We start from the raw sequence: 22,664 nt of genomic DNA, 5'->3' as shown, positions 1-22,664 counted from the left end.
GCAACGGCGACGACGTGGCGGCGAGGGGCGAGGCGCAGGCAGACGTCGAGGTGAGCACGCTGGTCGTGCCCGCCTGGCGGCTGCGTTGGCGGGCACCGGAGCTCGCTCTGGTGCTCGGTGAACGAGCGTCGGCCCTCGCCACCGCCCGTCGTGACGAAGCCGACCGGTTGCGGGCGGAGTCGCTCGTGGTCTTCGCGGGCAACCGCGTGGGCCGCGGCGTCGCCCTCACCGACCGGGCGCTCGACGCGCTCAAGGCGGCCGAGGCCGCCGGTGAGCACGAGTCCGCGTGGCTGCTGCGGGTCGAGCTCGCGGCGTGCGCGCGGTCCGCGGGTGCCCCGCTGACGGGGTTCGCCGCGGTGGCGCCTGTGCTGGAAGCGCCGGACGTGCCCGCGGGACTGCGGGCGTCGGCTCTGGTGCAGGCCAGCGAAAGCCTGGTGACGGTCGGCCGCGGCGACGAGCCCACGCGGGCGCTCGCCGAGGCCGACCAGCTCTACGTCGCGGACACGTCGCTCGACGACGACACCCGCCTGGTGGTGCGCGGCCTGGTCCGCGCGGTGCAGGCGGCGCAGCACCGGCGGTGGGGCGACCTCCCCGCCGCCATCGGTGCCGCACGCGAGGGCCTCGACCTGGTGAGCAGGTGCACGGACCCGGCGGCCGACAGCGGCGAGTGCGTCAGCCGCCTCACGCTGGAGCTGGTGCTCGCGTTGCTCGACGCGAACCGCCTGCTGGAGGCGAGCGAGGCCGGTGCCGCTGTGCTCGGCAGCCCGGTGCGGGCCGCGTCGGCGTCCACGACGGGCTGGCTGCGCCTGGCGCTGGCCACGCGCGTCCACCTGCCCGCGGGCAGGGTCGCGCAGGCCCGCGAGATGCTGAGCGAGGTCGAGTCGAGCGCCGAACGCCACCAGCTCGACACCCTCCTCGCGGAGAGCCTGCTCGCGCTCGCCCACGTGCACGAGGTGTCCGGTGAGCTCACCGACGCGCTCGCGAACCTGCGCTCCGCGCACGCCGCTGAACGCCGCCGTGCCCGCGCCGTCTATGCGGTGCGCGCCCGGCTCGCCGCCGAGTTCTCCGGCGTGCACCGCCAGCCCGCCGACCTGCACCAGCAGCTGGCGAGCCTGCTCCGCCCGGTCGAGGGCCTGCCCGCCGACGCCGACGGCGTGATCCCGACCGCCCTGAAGCAGCAGCTGCGCCAGTGGCGCCCGGTCACCGTGCGCAAGGGCGACGGCGTGAAGGCGAACCGCGTCCGCCGCGCAGCCGAGGACATGACCGTGGAAGGCTTGTCCGCAGCACAACAGCACGCCGCCGACCGATGGCGCGTGGTCCAGCCGTTCGGCGACCCAGAAGACAAGACTCCGGAGCCCGTGGAACCGCCACCCGCACCCTCGTCGTCCGGCCGCACCGTCCCCGCCTCCGGCCTGATCGCCTCGGCGGGCGCCATGGTGAGCGGCCGCCGCCGCGCCGCCCGAGTGGCGGCCGGGGAGATCGGCGACGACACACCGACCACCATCGCCCAGATCCCCGTCATCACCGACGACTCCGAGCCGCCCGCCTCCGCGGCCCAGGAGCCCCCGGCGGAGCGGCCCGCGTTCGGCGAGCAGCGCCTGACGGAGCGGCCCACGTTCGGCGAGCAGCGTTTGGCGGAGCGCCCTTCGTTCGGCGAGCAGCGTTTGACCGACCAGCCCTCGTTCGGCGAGCAGCGACTGGTGGAGCAGTCTTCGTTCGGCGACCAACGCTTGGCGGAGCAGCCACCGGCAGCCCAGTCACCGGCGGATCGGTCACTGGCGGACCGGTCAGGGGCTGGTCAGTCAGGGGCGGCGAGTCAGTCGGCGGGTCGATCGTCGGTGGAACTGTCGCCGGCGGAACAGACGGTGGTTGGCCAGTCGCCGGTGGGCCAGTCGCCGGTGGAGCAGTCGCCGGGTGCTCACGCGTCGGGCGGTGCCTCGGCTGACCAGGTCGCGTCGGCCGAGCAGTCGCGGCTGAGCCCGGAACAGGAGCGCAAGCGCAAGGTCGAGCAGCAGCTCATGGAGTTGCAGCGCGAGGCCCGCCGCCAGATCGAGGCCGAACGCAAGGCCATCGCCGAGCAGCTCGCCCAAGCCGAGCGCGAGGCCGCGGCGGCGGAGGAAGCAGCCCGCGAGGAAGCGGCACGGGCAGAGGCCGCGCGTGCGGAAGCGGCCCGCGAAGAAGCGGCGCGCCAGGAAGCAGCACGCTTGGAAGCAGCCCGCGAAGCGGCAGCGCGCGAAGAGGCAGCCCGCCTGGAAGCCGCACGTGAGGAAGCGGCGCGCCAGGAGGCGGCACGCGAGGAAGCAGCGCGCCAGGAAGCTGCCCGCGAAGAGGCTGCCCGGCAGGAAGCCGCGCGCGAGGAAGCAGCCCGGGAGGAAGCCGCCCGCCGGGAGGCGGCCCGCGAAGACGCCGCACGGCGTGAGGCGGCCCGCCAGCAAGCCGCGCGCGACGCGACGGCACGTCTGGAGGCGGCCCGCGAAGAGGTCGCCCGCCAGGAAGCGGCCCGTCGCGAGGCCGCACGTCTGGAAGCGGTGCGCCGCGACGTCGCGCGTCAGGAGGCGGCGCACCAGGAGGTCGCACGTCTCGCCGCGGAACGAGAGGCGGCGGCAGCACGTGCCGAAGCCGCCAAGCCGCAGCAGGAGAGCGTCCTGGACATGCTCAAGGCCCAGGGCCTGCGAGCAGGAGGCCGCCGCCGCGCCCGCGACCCGCTCGCCGAGCCTGGTTCCGAGTCCGGGTCAGACGCCCAACCGGGCACAGGCCCCTCCCCGGAAGCCGGCGCGGCGAAATCTCGTGCCGCCACCACCTCGGACGGCACCACCTCAAACGCCACCACCTCGGACGCTGTCGCCTCGGACATCGCCACCTCGGATGTCACCGCCTCGGACCTCGACGCGGCCTCGGCATCGAGCACCGACTCAGGCCCGGGCTCAGCCTCGGCGACGCCGTCGTGGCGCGTCGAGCCCCCGTCGCGCCTGCGTCCGGACGACCCGAGCGCGGTGCCCCCGTTGTTCTCCATGTCGCCGGGCAGCGGCATCCCGATCGTGGAACCCCGGTCCGCGCCTGACCAGCAGGCCGCCTCGGCGGCGCCGTACGCGCCGGACTTCGGCCCGCACATCGACGAACCCGTCTACCCCCTGCACACCCCGGCCGGCGGTTTCCCCGCCGCGGACGGGGACGAGCGCAAGCTCCCCGACCTCGACTTCAGCTCGCTCGACCTCAGCGCCCCGAAGGCCAAGCCGCAGAACTCGCCGACGCCGGACCTGATGTCGACGAGCTTCCTGAGCTCCGCGGACGTGGACGACGACTCCTCGGACGTCCCGACGGTCCCGGTGCAGGTCGACCGGGCACCCGACCAGCCGTCGGGCGACCACACGGGGCCCGGTACCGGGGCGCAGGCCGGGTTCGGTGCCCAGCCGGGCTTCGGAGCCCAGACGTTCGGCACCCAGGGCTTTGGAACTCAGGGCTTTGGAACTCAATCGATCGGCGGGAGCGAGCCCGGCTTCGGGACGCGGCACACCTCGGACACGCCCGAGCCCACCGCTCCACCCGCACCGCACTCCGAACCGGCAGCGCACGTCGAACCGGCAGCGCACCCCGAACCCGGGGCGCTGTCCGGACCGTCCACGCCGGACGTACCGGCGCCCTCGGCAACCGCGGACGACCCGGCCGGGCCGCCGAGCAGCCGTCGCCGGCCGAGCGAGATGAGCCTCGCCGACCTGCTCGCGGAGGCGCTCGTCGCCTACGAGACGGGACGGCGCTCCGACGAGGACCAGGTCCAGGCCGCGGACCTCGACGCCCCGGAGTGGGCAGCCGTCGACCCGGACGCCGCCGGCCACCAGCAAGCCGGCCACCAGCCAGGCGGCCACCTGCCGGGCACCCCGCAAGCCGGTGCACCCGGCGCCACCGGTCAGCCACCCGCGGCCGACCCCGCCGACCAATCCGACCTCTACTTCGGCGCCACCCAGTTCGGTGCCGGTGAGTTAGGCACGCCGCCGACGCACGAGAGCGACCAGGAGAAGACCGGCCCGATCCGCCCCGTGGGCGCGGCCCCGGACAGTGAGACCACCGGTCCGATCCGGCCGGTCGGGTTCGACGGGCCGCCGGGCTGGACATTGCCCGGGGTGTGATGGTGGCGAGCGCCACACCTCAAGCCTTGCCCAAGAGGTCCGTCCGGGTGTGATCGACCGGCGGGCGGTGGGTAGGCCACGGGAGGTGGAAACGGCTCGCCGCACGTCGGGCGGCGTGTCGCTGGTCGGCCGGGCCGCCCGTGCCGTTCACCGGCGGGAGCCGGGTGGTGCCGGGGCGTGGCCGGGCGTGGGGAAGGTGTTGCCGCGACTGGGGAAGTTGTTCGATTCAGCCCTCGATTCAGTGGTCTGCCATTGCCCTCCCGTGGCCGGTGATGTCCGCCACCCCATCTAGGGTGGGGACGGACCCGGCACACAGAGGTGCCGGATAGCGTGGAGTCGCCTGAAGATGACCTCGACTGGAGCCCCGACCCGAACCGACGACGTCCCCGCGGTGGCCACCGCGGCCGATGGGAGTCGATCGGCCAGTCCTGAACAGGTCCGTGACGAGCTGATCGAACGGGCCGCCGCCAATGCCCCTGAACTGGCTGACCTGATCCGCCTCTTCTACCGCCACGTGCCCGCCGAGGAAGTCAACGACGACGACCCGGTGGACCTGGTCGGTGCGGTGCGGTCGCTGTACCAGCTGGCCGAGCACCGCGTCCCCGGACGCGCCGCGGTGCGCATCTTGAACCCGACGCGCCCTGCCGACGGGTGGCAGTGTCCTGTCACCGTCGTGCAGGTCGTGACGGACGACATGCCCTACCTCGTGGACTCGGTCGCGTCCGAGCTGACCCGAGGTGGTGTGCAGGTCCAGCGCGTCGTGCACCCGATCGTCGTCGTACGCCGCGACCCGGTGACCGGCGACCGCACCGAGGTGCTGCCCGCCGCCGACCCCTCCGACCCGCCCGGCGACGCGCTGGCCGAGTCGTGGATGAACATCGAGGTCGACCTCCTCACCGACGCCGACCGCGCCCGCGAACTTGAGACCCGGCTGCTGACGGTGCTGAACGACGTCCGCGAGGTCGTCGAGGACACCGACCGCATGGTCGCGACGGCGCTGCAGTTGGCGGAGGAGCTGAAGAAGGACTCGTCCGAGGCCACGACCGACGGGGCGAACCTGCTGGAGTGGCTCGCGGACGGGCACTTCACGTTCATGGGCTACCGGCAGTACGAGCTGGTGCGCGAGGACGGCGAGCCCGCGCTGCGGGCCGTGCTCGCGAGCGGTCTCGGTGTGCTGCGCCAGGACAGCCTCGCCGCCCGCAGCCTCACCGCCGGGCCGGACAACGGTGCCCAGGCGCTCAGCAAGGAGCTGCTGGTGCTGACGCAGGCGAGCGCGCAGAGCAGCGTGCACCGCAGCGTCTACCCGTACTACGTGGGCGTGAAGACGTTCGACAACGAGGGCAACGTCTCCGGTGAGCACAGGTTCCTCGGCATCTTCAGCACCACGGCGCTGCACGAGGACGTGCTCGACATCCCGGTGATCGAGCGCCGCGTGCGCGAGGTGATCCACCGCGCCGGCTTCCCGCTGCAGTCCTACTCGGGCCAGCGGATGCTCGAGGTGATCCAGAACTACCCGCGCACCGAGCTGTTCTCGGTGGACGCGGACACGCTGTACCAGACGACGACGGGCGTCATCGCGCTCGCGGAACGGCGGCGGCTGCGGCTGTTCCTGCGCCGCGACCCGTACGGCCGCTTCTTCTCGTGCCTGGTCTACCTGCCGCGCGACCGCTACACGACGACGAGCCGTCTCGCGATGCAGGAGGTGCTGCTCGCCGAGCTGGGGGGCCTGAACCTCGAGTACAGCGCGCGCATCGGTGAGTCGGCGCTGGCGCGCGTGCACTTCATGGTGCACACGGACCCGGCGCGCACGCTGGAGCCGGACGTCCACGCGATCCAGGTCAAGCTGGCCGAGGCCGTCCGCAGCTGGGACGACCGCATGGTCGAGGCCGTCGGTGGCGACGACCTGGGCGCCGAGTCCGCCACCGAGCAGGGCCAGCGGTTCGCCGCGGTCTTCCCGGAGGCGTACAAGGAGGACTTCCCCGCCACCACCGGTCTGCTGGACTACCGGCGCATCGAGAAGCTCGCCGAGGGCGACCTCGACATGGAGTTCTACAAGCCGGAGGACGCGGAGCCGGGGGAGCGGCGTTTCAAGCTCTTCGTGACCGGCGACGGCATCACGCTGTCCGACGTGCTGCCGATGTTGCAGCGCATGGGCGTCATCGTGGTCGACGAACGGCCGTACGAGATCGCCCGCGAGGACGGTGTGCGGTGCTGGATCTACGACTTCGGCCTGCGCATCGACAAGGCCGCGCTCTCGCAGCTGTCCGAGGCCGACCTCGACAACGTGCGCGTGCGCTTCCAGGACGCGTTCGCCGCGGTCTGGCGCGGTGAGGCCGAGGTCGACAGGTTCAACTCGCTGGTGCTGCAGGCCGGGCTCAGCTGGCAGCAGGCCGCGATGCTGCGCGCCTACGCGAAGTACCTGCGCCAGGCGGGGACGCCGTACTCGCAGGACTACATCGAGGACGCCGTCCTCGGGCACACGAGCGTGGCGATAGCGCTGGTCGCGTTGTTCGAGGCCCGGTTCGACCCGTCGCTGAGCGACGCAACGCGCGCGGACCGCACCGAGACGATGGTGACCGAGCTCGGGAAGCTGATCGACGACGTGACGAGCCTCGACGCGGACCGGATCCTGCGCAGCCTGCTCAGCCTGATCAACGCCACGCTGCGGACGAACTACTTCTTCCGCGACGAGGACGGCAACGCCCGGCCGTACCTGTCGGTCAAGCTCGACCCGCAGGCGATCCCGGACCTGCCGGCGCCGCGGCCGAAGTTCGAGATCTTCGTGTACTCGCCGCGGGTCGAGGGCGTGCACCTGCGCTTCGGCAGCGTCGCGCGCGGTGGCCTGCGCTGGTCCGACCGCCGCGAGGACTTCCGCACGGAGATCCTCGGCCTGGTGAAGGCGCAGGCCGTGAAGAACGCGGTGATCGTGCCGGTCGGCGCGAAGGGCGGCTTCGTCGTGAAGCGCCCGATCGCCCCCACCGGCGACCCCGGCATCGACCGCGAGAACTTCATGGCCGAGGGCGTCGCCTGCTACAAGATGTTCATCTCGGGCCTGCTCGACCTCACCGACAACCTGATCAACAACGAGGTCGTGCCCGCGCCGCAGGTGGTGCGCTACGACGGCGACGACACGTACCTGGTCGTGGCCGCGGACAAGGGCACCGCGACGTTCTCCGACATCGCCAACGGCGTGAGCCAGAGCTACGGCTTCTGGCTGGGCGACGCGTTCGCCTCCGGCGGCTCGATCGGCTACGACCACAAGGCCATGGGCATCACGGCCAAGGGCGCGTGGGAGAGCGTGAAGCGCTCGTTCCGCGAGCTCGGCGTGGACACGCAGACCGAGGAGTTCACGGTCGTCGGCATCGGCGACATGTCCGGTGACGTGTTCGGCAACGGCATGATGCTGTCCGAGCACATCCGGCTGGTGGCCGCGTTCGACCACCGGCACATCTTCATCGACCCGAACCCGGTGGCGGCCGCGTCGTACGCGGAGCGGGTGCGGCTGTTCAACGTTCCGCGGTCGTCGTGGGACGACTACGACCGTTCGCTGATCAGCGAGGGCGGCGGCGTCTTCCCGCTCACGGCCAAGTCGATCCCGATCTCCGAGCAGGCCCGCGTCGCGCTGGGGCTGCCGGAGGGCGTCGAGAAGCTGTCGCCGCCGGAGCTCAAGAAGGCCGTCCTGCTCGCGCCGGTCGACCTGCTGTGGAACGGCGGCATCGGCACCTACGTCAAGGCGTCCACCGAGTCGCACGCCGACGTCGGCGACAAGGCCAACGACGCGATCCGCGTCAACGGCGACGAGCTGCGCGTCAAGGTCGTCGGCGAGGGCGGCAACCTGGGCCTGACCCAGCGCGGCCGCATCGAGTTCGCCCGCAACGGCGGCAAGGTCAACACCGACGCGCTCGACAACTCCGCGGGCGTCGACTGCTCCGACCACGAGGTCAACATCAAGATCCTGCTGGACCACCTGGTCCGGGAGGGGTCGCTGGAGCAGCAGCAGCGCAACGAGGTCCTCGCCGAGATGACCGACGAGGTCGGCAGGCTCGTGCTGGCGGACAACTACTCGCAGAACAGCGTCCTCGGTGTCGGCAGGGCGCACGCCGTGTCGATGCTGTCGGTGCACGCGCGGCTCACGGCGGACCTGGAGGCGCGCGGCGCGCTCAACCGGAAGCTGGAGGCGATGCCGAGCGTCGCCGAGTTCAAGGCGCTGGAGAAGAACGGCGAGGGCCTCACCTCGCCCGAGCTCGCGACGCTGCTCGCGTTCACCAAGCTCACGCTGAAGGAAGAGCTGCTGGCGAGCGACATCCCGACGATAGACACGTTCGCCCGCAAGCTGCCTGACTACTTCCCGAGCCTGCTGCGCGAACGGTTCGGCGCCGCGATCCCCGACCACCCGCTGGCGCGGGAGATCATCACCACGGTCGTCGTGAACGAGGTCGTCGACGGTGGTGGCATCTCCTACGCCTTCCGCCTGGCCGAGGAGATGAGCGCGTCGGCGACGGACGCGGTCCGCGCCTACGCGGTCGTCACCCAGGTCTTCGACCTCCCGTCGATCTGGCGTGAGATCGAGGCGCTCGACACCGTGGTGCCGACGGACGTGCAGGACAGCATGGTCCTGGAGACCCGCCGCCTGCTCGACCGCGCGTCGCGCTGGCTGCTGTCGAACCGCCCGCAGCCGCTCGCGGTGGGGTCCACGATCAACCGCTTCCGCGGTGTGGTCGAGGAGCTCAGCCCGCACGCCTTCGACCTGTTGCAGGGTCAGGAGTACGACGTCGTCGCGGCCAAGGCCGAGCGGTACGTCGAGCAGGGCGTTCCGGCGGTGCTCGCCCGCAAGGTGGCGGCCCTGCTGTACATGTACGGCCTGCTCGACGTCACCGAGATCGCCGAGCTCGCCGAACGGGAGATCGGCCCGTCCGGCGGCGTGGGCCCCGAGCGGTCGCACCGCGAGACGGCCGAGCTGTACTTCGCGCTGTCCGACCACCTCGACATCGACCACATGCTCGACTCGGTGACGAGGCTGGAACGCGGCAACCGCTGGCACGCCCTGGCCAGGCTGGCGCTGCGCGACGACTTCTACTCGTCGCTGCGGGCCATCTCGCTGGACGTGCTGCGGGCCAGCGACGAGGGCGACACGGCCGCCGAGAAGATCGCCAAGTGGGAGCAGGCCAACTCCTCCCGCCTGGTCCGGTCGCGCGGCGCGCTGGAGGAGATCAGCCGGGTCCGCCAGCTGGACCTGGCGACGCTGTCCGTCGCCGCCCGCCAGGTGCGGAGCATGGTGCGGTAGGTCATCACGGAACGGGCCCGGCTTCGCGGAACACCGCGGAGACCGGGCCCGTTCTCGTTGCGCAGCAGCGAAAGCCCGGCATCGCGAAGCGGTTCGACGCGGCGGAAACCGTGCCCGGGCAGCAAACCGGGGCGCCACGAAATCCCCTTCGCGGCGCCCCGACCCCCGTCCAACGTCAGACGACCCCGTCGAGTTCCCGCCGCTGAGCGATGGCCCGCAGCAGCCAGTGCCGGCCGACGACGACGAGCAGCGCCACCCCGGCCGCGGCGACGGTGCCGGCCGCGGACCCCATCCACAGGCCCAGCAGCTCCATGCCGTCGGCAGGCGAGGGGATGTCGGCGAACGTGACGTAGACGAACAACCCGGCCAGCACGACGGCTCCGGCGGCGATGGCGCCGATCGCGACGTTGGTCCACGTGACCGCGCCGGACTGGAACACCGTGCCGTTGCCCGCCTTCCGCAGCATCACGCCCAGCGCCAGCGCGAGGACCTGCAGGCACACGATGAAGACGATCGCGGCGGTCACGAACGGGACCCGCACGGACTCGTAGGGCGGGAAGAGCTCGACCTCGTGCGCGGCCGTCGTCGGGATCACCACGACCTGCGCGAACAGCCCGCCGAGGACCGCGAGGGCGAGCAGGGACTGCAGGACGATCACCAGTGCACGGGACATGGATCGAGTTTCGTGAGTTACCTATTGAGATTCAATAGGTTGCTGTGGAGGTCCTGTGAAGGTTCGCACTGTCCAGGACGGTAGGGTCCGGTCATGGGTGTCTTCGTCACTGGTGTGCGGCCTCGCTGGTCGGACATGGATGCGTTCGGCCACGTCAACCACGCGAACACGGTGACCCTGCTGGAAGAGGCCCGGATCGAGCTGCTCTTCACCGAGGCGGCCCGCCACGGGGTGAAGGAGATGGCCGAGGGCATGGTCGTGGCGAGGCTCGCCGTCGACTACCTCGCGCCGATCGTGTTCACCGGGGAGGCCGTCGTCGTCGAGATGTCGGTGCGGGAGCTCAAGGCCGCGTCGTTCACGCTCGACTACGTGGTGCGCGGCGGCCGGGAGCCGGACAGCCCGGTGCTCACCAGGGCGGAGACGTTGATGGCTCCGTACAACGTGACGACCGCGCGGCCGCGGCGGTTGACCGATGCGGAGCGCGATTTCCTCGCCGGATGGCGAGCAGGGGGTAGTGGTGCCTGAGCTGGTGCTGGCCGACGCGGCCGAGCGGGACGATCTCGGGGCGTTCGCGGCCCGGGCGGTGCGGCTGGACGCGCAGTCCGTCGTGCGGCTGCGCAACCGCAACGACGAGCTGCTCGACGCGTGGACCGCCACGCCGTTCGACGCGCTGGCCACGCGAACCGTTGCGGGGCAGGCGAACCCGGCCGACGTGACGGTGGCGGGAGCGGAGCTGCTGACCGGGCTCGCGGTCATGCGGGACGAGCGCATCGACCCCGGACCGGCCAAGGACCTGCTGTGGCGGTCGGCGCTGCCGCCCGCCGAGGGCTGGGTGGTGGTCGACCGGCTGCCCGTCGAGGTCGTGGCGAAGATCGCGGACGAGGGCGTCGAGGTGGCGCGGGAGAACACCGGCCCGCAGGGCACGCCGCCCGCCTCCCTGCTCGACCAGACGGTGCTGACCGTCAGCGGGTCGGGAATGGACGTGAAGATCCCGCTGCGCTGCCTGTTCGCGTTGTCCGGCATGGGTTTCCTCGGCGAGGGCGGCGACGTGCGGGTGACGGCGACCGACTCGTGGCTGCGCATCGACGCCAAGTTCGGCGCTGTCGTGCGGCGCCGCCACAACATGCTGCCCCTGCTGGTCTGAGAGCGACCACAAGGGCCCCCGGGACGCGTCCCGGGGGCCCTTGTGCTGTCAGGGGGTCAGACGAGCCACACGGCCGTGTCGGGCGGCAGCTGCTCGCCGTCCATCGGGCCGGAGGACAGCAGCACCTGACCGGGCGGCAGCGGCACGGACGCGCCCGAGGTGTTGAGGGCGCAGATCAGCCCGCCGCCCTTGCGCCGGAACGCGAAGCAGCCGGCGGGGGCGCCGTACCACTCGAGCTCGGTGCCGGCGAAGCCCGCGTTGGACTTGCGGTGCTCCAGGGCCTCGCGGTACAGCGACAGCATCGAACCGGGGTCCTCCAGCTGCGCCTCTGCCGTGAGGTGGTCCCACTCGTTCGGCTGGGGCAGCCAGGTGTTCGGCGCCGTGGAGAAGCCGAACGGGGGCGAGGTGCCCTCCCACGGGATCGGCACGCGGCAGCCGTCCCGGCCGCGCTCGGTGCGGCCGGAGCGCTCCCAGGTCGGGTCCTGCAACGCCCAGTCCGGCAGCTCGACGTTCGGCAGGCCGAGCTCCTCGCCGTTGTACAGGTAGATCACGCCCGGCAGGGCCAGCTCCACCAGCGCCATCGCGCGCGCCCGCTGCTCGCCCAGCGCGCCGCCGCCGTAGCGGGTCACGTGCCGCACCACGTCGTGGTTGGACAGCGTCCACGCGGCGGGCGTGCCGGACAGCGCCACGGCGGCCAGCGAGTGCTCGATCGCCGAACGGACGGCGTCGGCGTCGAAGGCGGCCTCGACGAGCCGGAAGTTGAAGCCCAGGTGCAGCTCGTCGGGACGGACGTAGGCGGCGAAGCGCTCGTCGTCCTTCACCCAGATCTCGCCGACGGCCATGGTGCCGGGGTAGCCGTCCATGACCTTGCGGATCATGCGGTGGATCTCGTGCACGCCGTCGTTGTCGAACCGCGGGTCGTGCGCGTCGTCGGACAGCACGCCGGGGGCCTGGTGGTGGATCTCCATGTCCGGCAGGCCCTCGGGCTTCGCCATGCCGTGCGCCACGTCGATGCGGAAGCCGTCGACACCGCGGTCCAGCCAGAACCGCAGCGTGTGCTCCAGGTCGGCGCGGACCTCGGGGTGCTCCCAGTTGAGGTCGGGCTGCTCCGGCGCGAACAGGTGCAGGTACCACTGGCCGTCGGGCACGCGGGTCCAGGCGGGGCCGCCGAAGACGGAGACCCAGTTGTTCGGCGGCTGCGAGCCGTCGAAACCGCGGCCCTCGCGGAAGATGTAGCGCGCGCGCTCCATGCTGCCGGGGCCTGCCCGCAGGGCGTCCTGGAACCACTCGTGCAGGTCGCTCGTGTGGTTCGGGACGAGGTCGACGGTGACCCGGATGTTGTGCTCGTGCGCGTCCGCGACCAGCCGGTCGAACGCGGCGAGGTCGCCGAACATCGGGTCGACGTCGCGCGGGTCGGCCACGTCGTACCCGTGGTCGGCCATCGGGGAGCGGTAGAACGGCGTCAGCCAGAGGGCGTCGACCCCGAGCAGCTCCAGGTAGCCGAGGCGGGACCGGATGCCGTCGAGGTCGCCCACGCCGTCGCCGTTCGAGTCGGCGAAGGAGCGCACGTACACCTGGTAGAAAACGGCGTCACGCCACCAAGCGGCCTCTTCGGCGATCTCAGGGGTGAGGTCGGAGGATCGTCGCACGAGGGGTCATCCTGCCATTCGTCTCGCTGCCAAAGGACCCGAACGGGTGATGGGTGGTCACGTCAGGCTGTTCATCAGACTGTTCGCGGCCATCTCCAGGTAGTCCCAGAGCTGCTTGCGGTGGGCCTCGTCCAGGCCGGCTTCGTCGACGGCGATCCTCATGCAGCGCAACCAGGCGTCCCGCTCGATCGGGCCGATCTTGAACGGGACGTGGCGCATCCGCAGCCTCGGGTGGCCCCGGTTGTCCGAGTAGGTGTGGGGGCCGCCCCAGTACTGCATCAGGAACAGCCGCAGCCGTTCCTCCGCAGGTCCGAGGTCCTCTTCCGGGTAGAGGGGGAGGAGCACGTCGTCGTTCTTGACCTCTTGGTAGAAGCGCGCGACGACTCGGCGGAACGTCTCCTCGCCGCCGACCTGTTCGAAGAAGCTCACGGGGTTTCCCACACACCCATCCTGACTCACCGGGAACGCCACGCGCATGCCGCCCCGGTGTTGGCTGTGCCATAGGCCGGTGAGCTGGCAGGACGCCGGGTGATCAGGATCTCGGATGCGTGTTCCAGCTCACCCGGCGCTCGGGGTTCCGACCTCACTTGGGCGTGAAGCCGGCCTCTTCCAGCGCGGGCATCAGCTGCGCCCGCAGGTTGCGCTGGACCGCCCACTGGCGGCCGGGCCGGGTCTTCACGGTGACCCGCAGGGTGATGCCGTCGGACGTGAACTTCTCGACGCCCAGCACGTCTGGCTTGGCCGTGACGTCGGACTTCAGCGGTTCGGTCTCGGCGGCCTGGGCGGCCTTGCGCTCCAGCACGGCGGTGGCCTCGGCGAGGTTCGCGCCGTAGCCGAGCGGCAGGTCGACGACCGCGACCGCGAAGCCCTGCGACGAGTTGCCGACGCGCAGGATCTCGCCGTTGCGGACGTACCAGACGGTGCCGCCGGTGTCGCGGATCGTGGTGGTGCGCAGGGCGACCGCCTCGACGGTGCCGCTGATCGACGGGCCCAGGTCGACGACGTCGCCCACGCCGTACTGGTCCTCCAGCAGCATGAACATGCCGGACAGGAAGTCCTTCACCAGGTTCTGGGCGCCGAAGCCGATGGCGACGCCCAGGATGCCCGCCGAGGTCAGCACGGGCGTGATGTCCAGCCCGATCACGATCATGATCTCCAGGAACGCTATCCCGAAGATCAGGATCGTGACGATCGACTTCAGCACCGACCCGATCGTGCGGGCGCGCTGCTCGCGGCGTTCGGAGATGAGGCTCCCGAGCGCCTGCGGAGCGCGTTCCCGCAACGGCTTGAGCAGGCCCGGCTTCTTCCCCTCCTTGCCGGGGATGGTGATCCTGTCGATGATCTTGCGAAGCACGGCCCTCAGCACGAAGGCGGCGATCAGGATCACGACGATCTTGATCGCGCCCGCGAGGATCATCGGGCCGTACTTCTCGAAGAAGCCCACCGCCTGTGCGGTTCTGTTGGCGACGTCATCCACGGGACTGCTCACGTGGTCGGGCCCTCCTACAACTCCATGCCGGTGGCATTCGCGAGAAACGTCAGCTGGTCCACGGCGAGAGCGACCGTCCGGCTGACGGACCGGCCCGCGTGACCGACCTCGGTCTCGCGGCGGATCAGCACGGGGTGCTTGGTCGGATCACTGGACGAAGCGTGCTGCAGCGCGGCGCACATCTTCCTGGCGTGGTTGGGGTCCACACGAGAATCCGACTCGAACACCGTGAACAACACGGAAGGGTACTCAACGTCCGTTACCACTTGGTGATAAGGCGAGTAGGACAACAACCAGCCGAGCTCCTCCGGCACGGAGGCGCTGCCGTACTCGTCGGCCCACAACCGTCCGAGCAGGAACTTCTCGTAGCGCACCATGTCCAGCAGTGGTGCTGAGCACACCACGGCGGCGTAGAGGTCGGGGCGCTGGGTGAGCGCGGCGCCCACGAGCAGGCCGCCGTTGGAGCCGCCCATGATCGCCAGCTGCTGCGGCGTGGTCCACCCGTCGCGGACCAGCCGCTCCGCCGCCGCGTGGAAGTCGTCGAAGACGTTCTGCTTGTGGGCGCGCATCCCGGCGAGGTGCCACTCCTCGCCCTCCTCGTCGCCGCCGCGCAACGACGCGTGCACCCACACGCCGCCCGCCTCGACCCACGCGAGCGTGGTCGCGCTGTAGCCGGGGCCGCGGCCCAAGGCGAAGCCGCCGTAACCGGTGAGCAGCGCGGGACGGGGCAGGTCGGGCTGCTGTTCGCCGCTCACCACGAACATGTGGACGGTTGTGCCGTCCTTGGACGTGTACGCGATCTGCTGCGTCGTCACGGCGGGCAGCTCGACCCGGCCGGGCGCGGCCTCGTGCAGCACCGTCTCACCGGTGGTCTTCGAGAACCGGTACACCGACTGCGGCGTGACGAAGTCGGTCCAGCCGAACCACAGGGTGTCCTGGTCGTGGTCCGTGCGGGCGTCCACGACGGACATGCCGTGCACCGACCCCGTTCCGGGCAGGGGGATCTGCTTCTTGTGCGCGCCGGTCGCGGCGTCGTGCAGGTGCAGCTCGGACACGGCGTGCCGGGTGCGCAGGACGACCAGGTCGCCGTCCAGCCAGCGGACGCCGTCGAGCACCGAGTCCGGCTCCTCGCCGATCAGCTCGGTCCACTCGGTGGGGTGCTCCGGGTCGGCGACGCAGAGGCGCTGCCGGGGCGCGCCGTGGTTGGTGTGCAGGTAGAGGCGGCCGTCCCTGGCGACGCTCGCCGAGCACTGCGCGCCGGCCTCGGTCAGGATCACCGGCTTGAGCGAGGCGTCGCCGTGCAGGTCCGCGATCCACACCGAGTCGTGCTTCAGCGTGCTGGGCGCACCGCTCACGACCATCCAGCGACCGTCGTGCGAGACGGTCAGCGAGTAGTAGAAGGTGTGCTCCAGGCCGTCGCCGTGCACGTTGAGGTCGGTCTCCGGGTCCGTGCCGACGCGGTGGCGCCACACCCGGCGGTGGAACAGCTTCTCGTCCTCGGGCAGCCGCGCCGGGTCGAGCTGGCGGACGTAGTAGAACTCCTCGCCGCCGGGCAGCCAGCCGATCGAGGAGTAGCGGCACCGGTCGATCGGGCCCTCGACGAGCTCACCGGTCTCGACGTCGACGACGTGCAGCAGCGAGTGCTCGTTGCCGCCGACGGAGACCTGGTAGGCGAGGAGGGTGCCCTCCAGGCTGGGCGACCAGGCGTCGAGGGTGGTGCGGCCGGACGGGTCGAGCACGCCGACGTCGAGCAGCACGCGCTCGGTGCCGTCGGTCTCGCGGACCATCACGACCGGGTGGTCCTGCTCGGGGCCGCGGCGGGTGAAGAACGCCCTGCCCGCGCGCCAGGCGGGCGTGGACACCGACCCCGTGCGCATCAGCTCCCGCAGCCTGCCGCCGAGCCGGTCGCGGCCGGGCATCGCGTCCAGCCAGGAGCGGGCGAGCACGTCCTGGGCGCGGGACCACTCCTCGGTGCGGGGGTCCGCCGTGTCCTCGAGCCAGCGGTACGGATCGGCGACGGTCCGCCCGTGGAGCTGTTCGACGAGGTTGAGACGCTCGGCGACGGGGTACGAGATCGTCGCGGGCAGTGCTGCGGAAGGCGCTTCTGTCACCCTGACCAGGGTAGCGGCTGTTGAAAACCATCCCCGATAGGGCGACGGAGCGCCTCAGGTTCGATCACACATCCATGACGCGTCACTTATCACACGTGATTTTTTCCTGGTAAGTGTGGTCTCCTATGGCTGAACCGGTGGAGGTGGTCGCGTGCCAGACCGACAACCGACCCCTATCGGCGACTCGCTGACCGGCGAGAGGGCGCCGACGGTCCCCCCATGCCGAAACCAGCCCGAGCTGAGGGCGGTGCCGGATGGGGATCGAGACGGGGGAGGTTCCGGTCGGACACCGGCGGTTTTCCCCTGGGGAAGACGCAAGGTCCTGCTCCTGAACGCCACGTTCGAGCCGCTCACGGCGCTGTCGCTGCGCCGGGCGGTGGTGCTGGTCGTGTGCGGCAAGGCCGAGGTCGTCCACGGCGACGCCTCCGGGCTGGTGCTGCACTCCTCGAAGTCAGAGGTGCTCGTGCCGTCCGTGATCCGGCTGAGCACGTACGTGCGTGTTCCCTACCGCGGCCGCGTGCCGATGACCCGTGCCGGGCTCATGCACCGCGACCGGTACCGCTGCGCGTACTGCGGCGGGCGGGCCGAGACGATCGACCACGTCGTGCCGCGCTCGCGTGGCGGACCTCACACCTGGACCAACTGCGTCGCCTGCTGCGCCAAGTGCAACCACCGCAAGGCGGACAAGCTGCTGTCCGAGCTGGGCTGGCGGCTGCGCGTCGTCCCGGCGGCGCCGCGGGGCCCGCACTGGCGGCTGCTCGCCGGCGTGGCCGAGGCGGATCCGCAGTGGCTGCCGTACCTGGGTGAGCCCGCGGCCTGAGTCGCCGTCGCGCGGCGGGTCAGGCCGCGAGGGTGAAGTCGTCGCGACGAGCCGTGATGCGCACGGAGTCGTCGTGCGCCGTGATGCGGACCGAGTCGTCGTGGGCGGTGATGCGGACGCTGTCGTCGTGCGCCGTGATGCGCACGGAGTCGTCCATGGTGATGCGCACGGACTCGTCCTGAGCGGTGATCCGGACCGAGTCGTCGTGCGCGGTGATGCGGACGCTGTCGTCCATCGTGATGCGCACGGAGTCACGCGCAGTGATCCTGACCGAATCCTGGCGCGCGGTGATCCGAACGGAGTCTTCACGCGCCGTGATCCGGACGGAGTCGGACATCGTGATCCTGACCGAATCGCTCGCGGTGATGCGCACCGAGTCCGACATGGTGATTCGCACCGAGTCGGTGGCCGTGATGCGCACCGAGTCACGGGCGGTGATCCGAACGGAGTCGTCGGCCGTGATCCGGACGGAGTCACACGCAGTGATGCGCACCGAATCGTCGGTGTAGCGCGGAAGAGTGAAGGGCACGGCCTGGGGACGGGTCGTCGTGAACATTTTGTGTCCTCCAACTCGATTGGAACGGGTGCGCAAGACCCGTATAGGTGAAAAGCTAGGAGGTGCGTCTCGTTGGAACAAGACCCCAAACCGGCACCCGTTCGCCTCCGACCGGGTGAGGTCTGACCGGGCGTAACCGCTGCGCCGCACGAGAGCGCTCACTGCCCCCACTGGCCGGTGCTGCCACGCTCCGTGATGGTCGAATCGATGGAACATGACATGCGTCACAGCCGAAAGGCGTGCGTGGACGGGGTTTCCGGGCGTTCGTCGCCGCCTGGGCCGTCTCGCTCGTCGGCGACGGGGTCCGCGTCGCCGTGTTCGCCGCCGCGACGACCCGCGGCCCGCGCGGTGTCCGGTCGTCGCCGGGGCGCTCATCCCGCCCTGGTTGTTCGTAGCGCTGTCGGCGGGAGCCCTGGTCGACCGCTGGCCGTGGTCTTCGTGGCGCACGGCCTGCGTGCGGGAGTGACCGGATCGCTCGCGTTCGCCGTCCACCACACGCGATGTGCGCTGGTGGGCCCTGGCCGCTCGCGTCCACGACGTCGCTCGGCACGGTCCGCGTCGTGACGGCTCGATCGTGGGATTGACCGCGATCACGCTGGCCCGGCCGCTCACGCGCGGCTGAGTTCGGCTACCGTACCCCGCGTGACCATCGTGGAGACCGTTCTCGTCTTCGCGCTGATCCCGCTGGCGATCTACGGCGTGATCACGCTGCTGACGGTGAGGCCAAAGGCCACCCGGATCCCCCGGTACAGGCCCGGCCAGGAGTGGGGCTACGCCCCTGTGTGGTGGAGCGCGAACCCTGCCGGGCTGAGCGCGGAGCACCACACCGCAGCCGAGCCCGCTGCCGCGGGTTCGACCGCCAAGGGAGGTGCCCGTGGCAACTGGTAAGACGATCGTTCCCGTCGACCCGGCGACGCTGCCCCTCGGGGCCGTCGTGACGAACAGCGGCAGGGTGTCCGCGGCGAAGATGTACGAGCCGCACGTGCCCGAGGTGCCGTTCACGCCGTCGCAGCTCGCGCAGCTGGACGAGGCGCTGACGCTCTCCAGCCGTTCGACCGGCCTCGACTTCAGCGTCTACCTGGGCGAGCTCGGCTCGTCCTCGCGTGAGCGGGCGGAGGAGCTGCACGGCTCCACCGAGCGTCCCTCGCACCACGTCCTCGTGGCCGTCTCGCCGGGCGAGCGCGTCGTCGAGGTCGTGACGGGCGAGGAGTCGCACCGCCGCATCCCCGACCGCGGCACCAAGCTCGCCGTGATGAGCATGGTGGCGTCCTTCAAGGAGGGCGACCTCGCGGGCGGCCTGATCTCGGGCCTGCGCATGCTGACCGACCAGGCGGGCAGCGCGCCCCGTTCCTGACTCGTAGAGACGCGAGAGCGCCCCCGGTGCCGCACCGGGGGCGTTCTCGCGTCTCTACGCCTGCACGTCGTTGCGCGCGACGACGAGGTCGGAGATCCGCTCCCAGCCCAGCCGTCGGTAGAGGTGCACCCCGTCGGTCGACGAGAACAGCAGCCCGGTCCTCGCCCCCGCCTTTAGCGCCTGCCGCGCCAGCGTGCCCATCACGACGCTGCCCAGCCCGCGCCGCCGGTGGCCCTCCGCGGTCTCGATGCGGTGCGCGACGGCGTCCTCGCCCACGACGGCCATCAGGCCGCTCGCCGCCTGCTCGCCGTCCTCCGCGAGCACCTTCACGCCGAACACCGGGCCCGTCGTCACCTCGACCGAGTAGCCCTCCGGGGCGTCGAAGCACGGGTGGCCGGGCAGCGCGCGGCGCAGGAACGTCTCGTCCGGCCTGGCCACGACCAACCCGGCCGCCTCGATCTCCGCGACCACCTTCTCCCGCGAGAGCGTGGGCACGCTCAGCCAGTTCGGCTCCCGCGACGCCGCCACGACGCTCGCCATCGCGCCGGTCTCGGTGTCGTCGGTGGCGATCCACTCGTACTGCCGGTGCGGCCGGTTCACGTGGACGACCAGGTAGCCGTCGCGGTACCCGGACGTCAGGCCGTCGGCCGCGATCCAGCCGCGGTGCCAGCGCTCGACCAGCGGACCGATCTCGTTCTCGGACACGAATTTCCCCCTCAGACGGGAAGGCCCCGCGACGCGCGAACGCGGCACGGGGCTTCCACGGTGCTACATCAGGAGCGGTCGAACTCCTGGGCGGCCAGCGCGCGCACGATGCCCGCACGGCCCTCGGACACCAGACGGCGCAGGGCCGGCGGGTGCTCGTCCGCGAGCCACGCGTCCGCGGCCTCCACAGTGGACTTCGCGATCGCCCACGCCGGGAACATGCCGACCACCATCGACTGCGCCCGCTCGGACGAACGCCGGTCCCACACGCCCTTGACGTCGGCGAAGTAGCGCTCGACGTACGGCGCGAGCAGCTCCTTCTGACCGGGGTGCGAGATGCCCGCGATGATCGCCTCGCTGACCGCGTTGGGCAGGTCGTCGTCGTTCACGGCGCGGTCCCACGCCTCGTCCTTGGCCTCGGCCGTCGGGCGCAGGGCGCGGGCCGACTGGGCGCGGCGGTGACCGGTGGCGGTCGGGTCGCGCTCCTCCTCGGCCTCGATCTCCGCCAGGTCCGCCTTGCCGTGCGCGACGAGCGCCTGCAGCAGCCGCCAGCGCAGGTCGGTGTCGACGTCCAGGCCCTCCAGCGCGCCGGCGCCGTCGTACCAGCCGCGCAGGACGTCCAACGTGTCGTCGTCGAGCACAGAGGACGTCAGCGCGTTCACGAACGCCAGCTGGTGGTCCGAACCCGGCTCGGCCGACCGCGCCAACTCCAGCGCGGTGGACACGAACCGGCGCCAGCCCTCCGCGCGCCACGAGTCGTCCGCGTAGGACGACAGCGACGTCTGGGCCTGCAACAGCAGCCGCTGCACGACACCGACCTCGGTCTCCGTGTGCAGGCCGCCGAGGACCAGGTTCACGAAGTCGCGGGCCTTCAGCTCCGCCTCGCGGGTCATCTCCCACGCGGCCGACCAGCACAGCGTGCGCGGCAGCGGCTCGGCGATGTCGGAGATGTGGTCGATCAGCGCGGCCAGCGAGTCGGGGTCCAGGCGCATCGTGCAGTACGTGAGGTCGTCGTCGTTGACCAGCACGATCTTGCCGCGGTGCACGCCGACGAGCTCGGGGACCTCGGTGCGCTCGCCCGTCACGTCCAGCTCGTGGCGGTGCGTGCGGACCAGCTTGCCGGAGCCGTCGTCGTCGTAGACGCCGATCGCGATCCGGTGCGTGCGCAGCTCACCGGCACCCGGACGGGCACCGCCCTGCAACACGGCGAACTCGGTGAACTTGCCGTCCGCGTCCACGGTGAACTTGGGGCGCAACAGGTTCAGGCCGGTGGTCTCCAGCCACTGCGCGCTCCACCACGACAGGTCGCGGCCGGACGCCTCCTCCAGCGCGCCGAGCAGGTCCGCGAGCGTCGCGTTGCCCCAGGCGTGCTTGGCGAAGTAGACCCGCAGGCCCGCCAGGAAGTTCTCCAGCCCGACGTACGCGACGAGCTGCTTCAGCACGGAAGCGCCCTTGGCGTAGGTGATGCCGTCGAAGTTGACCTCGACCGCCTGCAGGTCGGGGATGTCCGCGGCGACGGGGTGCGTGCTCGGCAGCTGGTCCTGCCGGTACGCCCACGACTTCTCGATCTTCGCGAACGTCGTCCACGCCTGGCGGTACTCGGTGGCCTCCGCCTGCGCGAGCACGGACGCCCAGGTGGCGAACGACTCGTTCAGCCACAGGTCGTCCCACCAGCGCATGGTCACCAGGTCGCCGAACCACATGTGCGCCATCTCGTGCAGCACGGTCTCGGCGCGGCGCTCGTAGAGGTAGCGGGTGACGCGGCTGCGGAAGACGTAGTCCTCCAGGAACGTGACGCAGCCCGCGTTCTCCATCGCGCCCGCGTTGAACTCCGGCACGAAGCACTGGTCGTACTTGCCGAACGGGTACCGCACGCCGAAAGCCTGGTGGAAGAACCCGAAGCCCTGCTTGGTCTCGGTGAACAGCCGCTCGGCGTCCATGTGCGGCGCGAGCGAGGCCCGGCAGTAGATGCCCAGCGGGATCCGGATCTCGGAGCCGTTCTCGTCCTGGTCGACGAACTCGTCACGCCACTCGGCGTACGGGCCGGCGACCAGCGCCACGATGTAGGTGGACATCGGCTTGGTGGTGGCGAACGTGTGCACGTCCGCACCGCCCTCGCCGTCCTCCGTGGCGGTGATCTCGCTGTTGGAGATGACCTTCCAGTCGTGCGGGGCGGTCACCTTCATGGAGTAGACCGACTTGAGGTCGGGCTGGTCGAAGCACGCGAACATGCGCTTGGCGTCCGCGGTCTCGAACTGCGAGTACAGGTACACCCCGCCGTCGACCGGGTCGACGAACCGGTGCAGGCCCTCGCCGGTGTTCATGTACCGGCAGTCGGCCTCGATCGTGAGCTCGTTGGTCTCCGCGAGGTCCGGCAGGCGGACGCCGTCCTCCTCGCGGTAGCCGGAGACGTCGATCTCGCTGCCGTTCAGCACAGCGCGGTGCACCGTCGCCGCCACGATGTCGATCCACGAGGAAGCACCCGGAGTCCGGCTTCGGAACACCACGGTGGTGGTGGAGCGGAACGTGTCCGAACCCGGCTTTCCGCCGCCGTCGGTCAGGTCCAGCTCGATCCGGTAGGACTCCACTTCCAGCAGCTCAGCACGTTCCTGAGCCTGGTCGCGGGTGAGGTTGGGCGCGGCCACTGGTCACCTCGTCTGCCACGCGTTTGGTTACGCGCTGACGTCGTCGGGAATGGTTATGACTCCCGCATCCAATCACGGAACCGCCGCCCGGGAAGAGATGAAGGGGTGAT

15 protein-coding genes are annotated in these 22,664 nt (G+C 71.1%); 7 read left to right on the top strand and 8 right to left on the bottom strand.

What is annotated here, in order from left to right; all coding sequences use genetic code 11:
* Positions 1-14 precede the first annotated feature (14 nt).
* Together BLT23_RS15145 and BLT23_RS15140 are read left to right on the top strand one after the other, a co-directional pair.
* Positions 15-4,124, top strand: a complete 4,110-nt coding sequence (locus BLT23_RS15145) for a hypothetical protein (RefSeq protein WP_090049678.1) — start codon at positions 15-17, stop codon at positions 4,122-4,124.
* 346 nt (positions 4,125-4,470) lie between these two features.
* Entirely contained in the window at positions 4,471-9,408 is a 4,938-nt protein-coding gene (locus tag BLT23_RS15140; RefSeq protein WP_090049677.1) for an NAD-glutamate dehydrogenase, read from the top strand.
* A gap of 175 nt (positions 9,409-9,583) precedes the next feature.
* On the opposite strand, the gene BLT23_RS15135 is transcribed toward BLT23_RS15140, so the two are convergent.
* Entirely contained in the window at positions 9,584-10,081 is a 498-nt protein-coding gene (locus tag BLT23_RS15135; RefSeq protein ID WP_090049675.1) for a DUF2975 domain-containing protein, read from the bottom strand.
* A gap of 93 nt (positions 10,082-10,174) precedes the next feature.
* On the opposite strand from BLT23_RS15135, the gene BLT23_RS15130 reads away from it, so the two are divergent.
* Together BLT23_RS15130 and BLT23_RS15125 are read left to right on the top strand one after the other, a co-directional pair.
* Positions 10,175-10,606, top strand: a complete 432-nt coding sequence (locus tag BLT23_RS15130; RefSeq protein WP_090049674.1) for an acyl-CoA thioesterase — start codon at positions 10,175-10,177, stop codon at positions 10,604-10,606.
* Entirely contained in the window at positions 10,599-11,225 is a 627-nt protein-coding gene (locus BLT23_RS15125; protein ID WP_090050337.1) for a DUF8010 domain-containing protein, read from the top strand. Before BLT23_RS15130 ends, BLT23_RS15125 begins: the two co-directional genes overlap by 8 nt.
* A gap of 56 nt (positions 11,226-11,281) precedes the next feature.
* On the opposite strand, the gene BLT23_RS15120 is transcribed toward BLT23_RS15125, so the two are convergent.
* From BLT23_RS15120 to BLT23_RS15105, 4 genes are all read right to left on the bottom strand, one after another.
* Positions 11,282-12,874 carry a glycoside hydrolase family 13 protein gene (locus BLT23_RS15120; RefSeq protein ID WP_090049672.1) on the bottom strand — a complete coding sequence of 531 codons (1,593 nt, stop codon included), beginning with the start codon at positions 12,872-12,874 and terminating at the stop codon, positions 11,282-11,284.
* Positions 12,875-12,931: 57 nt separating this feature from the next.
* Entirely contained in the window at positions 12,932-13,351 is a 420-nt protein-coding gene (locus tag BLT23_RS15115; RefSeq protein WP_090049670.1) for a globin, read from the bottom strand.
* A gap of 106 nt (positions 13,352-13,457) precedes the next feature.
* Positions 13,458-14,291 carry a mechanosensitive ion channel family protein gene (locus BLT23_RS15110; protein WP_090050334.1) on the bottom strand — a complete coding sequence of 278 codons (834 nt, stop codon included), beginning with the start codon at positions 14,289-14,291 and terminating at the stop codon, positions 13,458-13,460.
* Positions 14,292-14,377: 86 nt separating this feature from the next.
* A complete protein-coding gene (locus tag BLT23_RS15105) occupies positions 14,378-16,474 on the bottom strand; it encodes a prolyl oligopeptidase family serine peptidase (RefSeq protein WP_090049668.1) in 2,097 nt (698 codons plus the stop codon).
* Between the two features lie 151 nt (positions 16,475-16,625).
* Here BLT23_RS15105 and BLT23_RS15100 point away from each other — a divergent pair, with 151 nt between their 5' ends.
* A complete protein-coding gene (locus BLT23_RS15100; protein WP_176946760.1) occupies positions 16,626-17,294 on the top strand; it encodes an HNH endonuclease in 669 nt (222 codons plus the stop codon).
* Positions 17,295-17,313: 19 nt separating this feature from the next.
* Here BLT23_RS15100 and BLT23_RS40025 read toward each other — a convergent pair whose 3' ends face one another.
* Positions 17,314-17,850, bottom strand: a complete 537-nt coding sequence (locus BLT23_RS40025; protein ID WP_143035942.1) for a DUF2345 domain-containing protein — start codon at positions 17,848-17,850, stop codon at positions 17,314-17,316.
* A 642-nt stretch (positions 17,851-18,492) separates the two neighbouring features.
* Here BLT23_RS40025 and ctaJ point away from each other — a divergent pair.
* Positions 18,493-18,738: an aa3-type cytochrome oxidase subunit CtaJ gene (ctaJ, locus tag BLT23_RS15090; protein ID WP_090049665.1), complete on the top strand. Its 246-nt coding sequence runs from the start codon at positions 18,493-18,495 to the stop codon at positions 18,736-18,738.
* Positions 18,725-19,204, top strand: a complete 480-nt coding sequence (locus BLT23_RS15085) for a DUF5130 family protein (RefSeq protein ID WP_090049663.1) — start codon at positions 18,725-18,727, stop codon at positions 19,202-19,204. The genes ctaJ and BLT23_RS15085 overlap by 14 nt, the downstream gene beginning before the upstream one ends.
* A 54-nt stretch (positions 19,205-19,258) precedes the next feature.
* Here the strand turns inward: BLT23_RS15085 and BLT23_RS15080 are convergent, their stop codons facing one another.
* Positions 19,259-19,909, bottom strand: a complete 651-nt coding sequence (locus BLT23_RS15080; protein ID WP_090049662.1) for a GNAT family N-acetyltransferase — start codon at positions 19,907-19,909, stop codon at positions 19,259-19,261.
* A 68-nt stretch (positions 19,910-19,977) separates the two neighbouring features.
* A complete protein-coding gene (gene pepN, locus BLT23_RS15075; protein WP_090049660.1) occupies positions 19,978-22,554 on the bottom strand; it encodes an aminopeptidase N in 2,577 nt (858 codons plus the stop codon).
* Positions 22,555-22,664: the final 110 nt, after the last annotated feature.

Source organism: Lentzea fradiae, from assembly GCF_900100955.1.
GTDB lineage: Bacteria > Actinomycetota > Actinomycetes > Mycobacteriales > Pseudonocardiaceae > Lentzea > Lentzea fradiae.
Note: the sequence above shows the minus strand (reverse complement) of the source record. Positions and strands in the feature narration are given on the sequence as shown.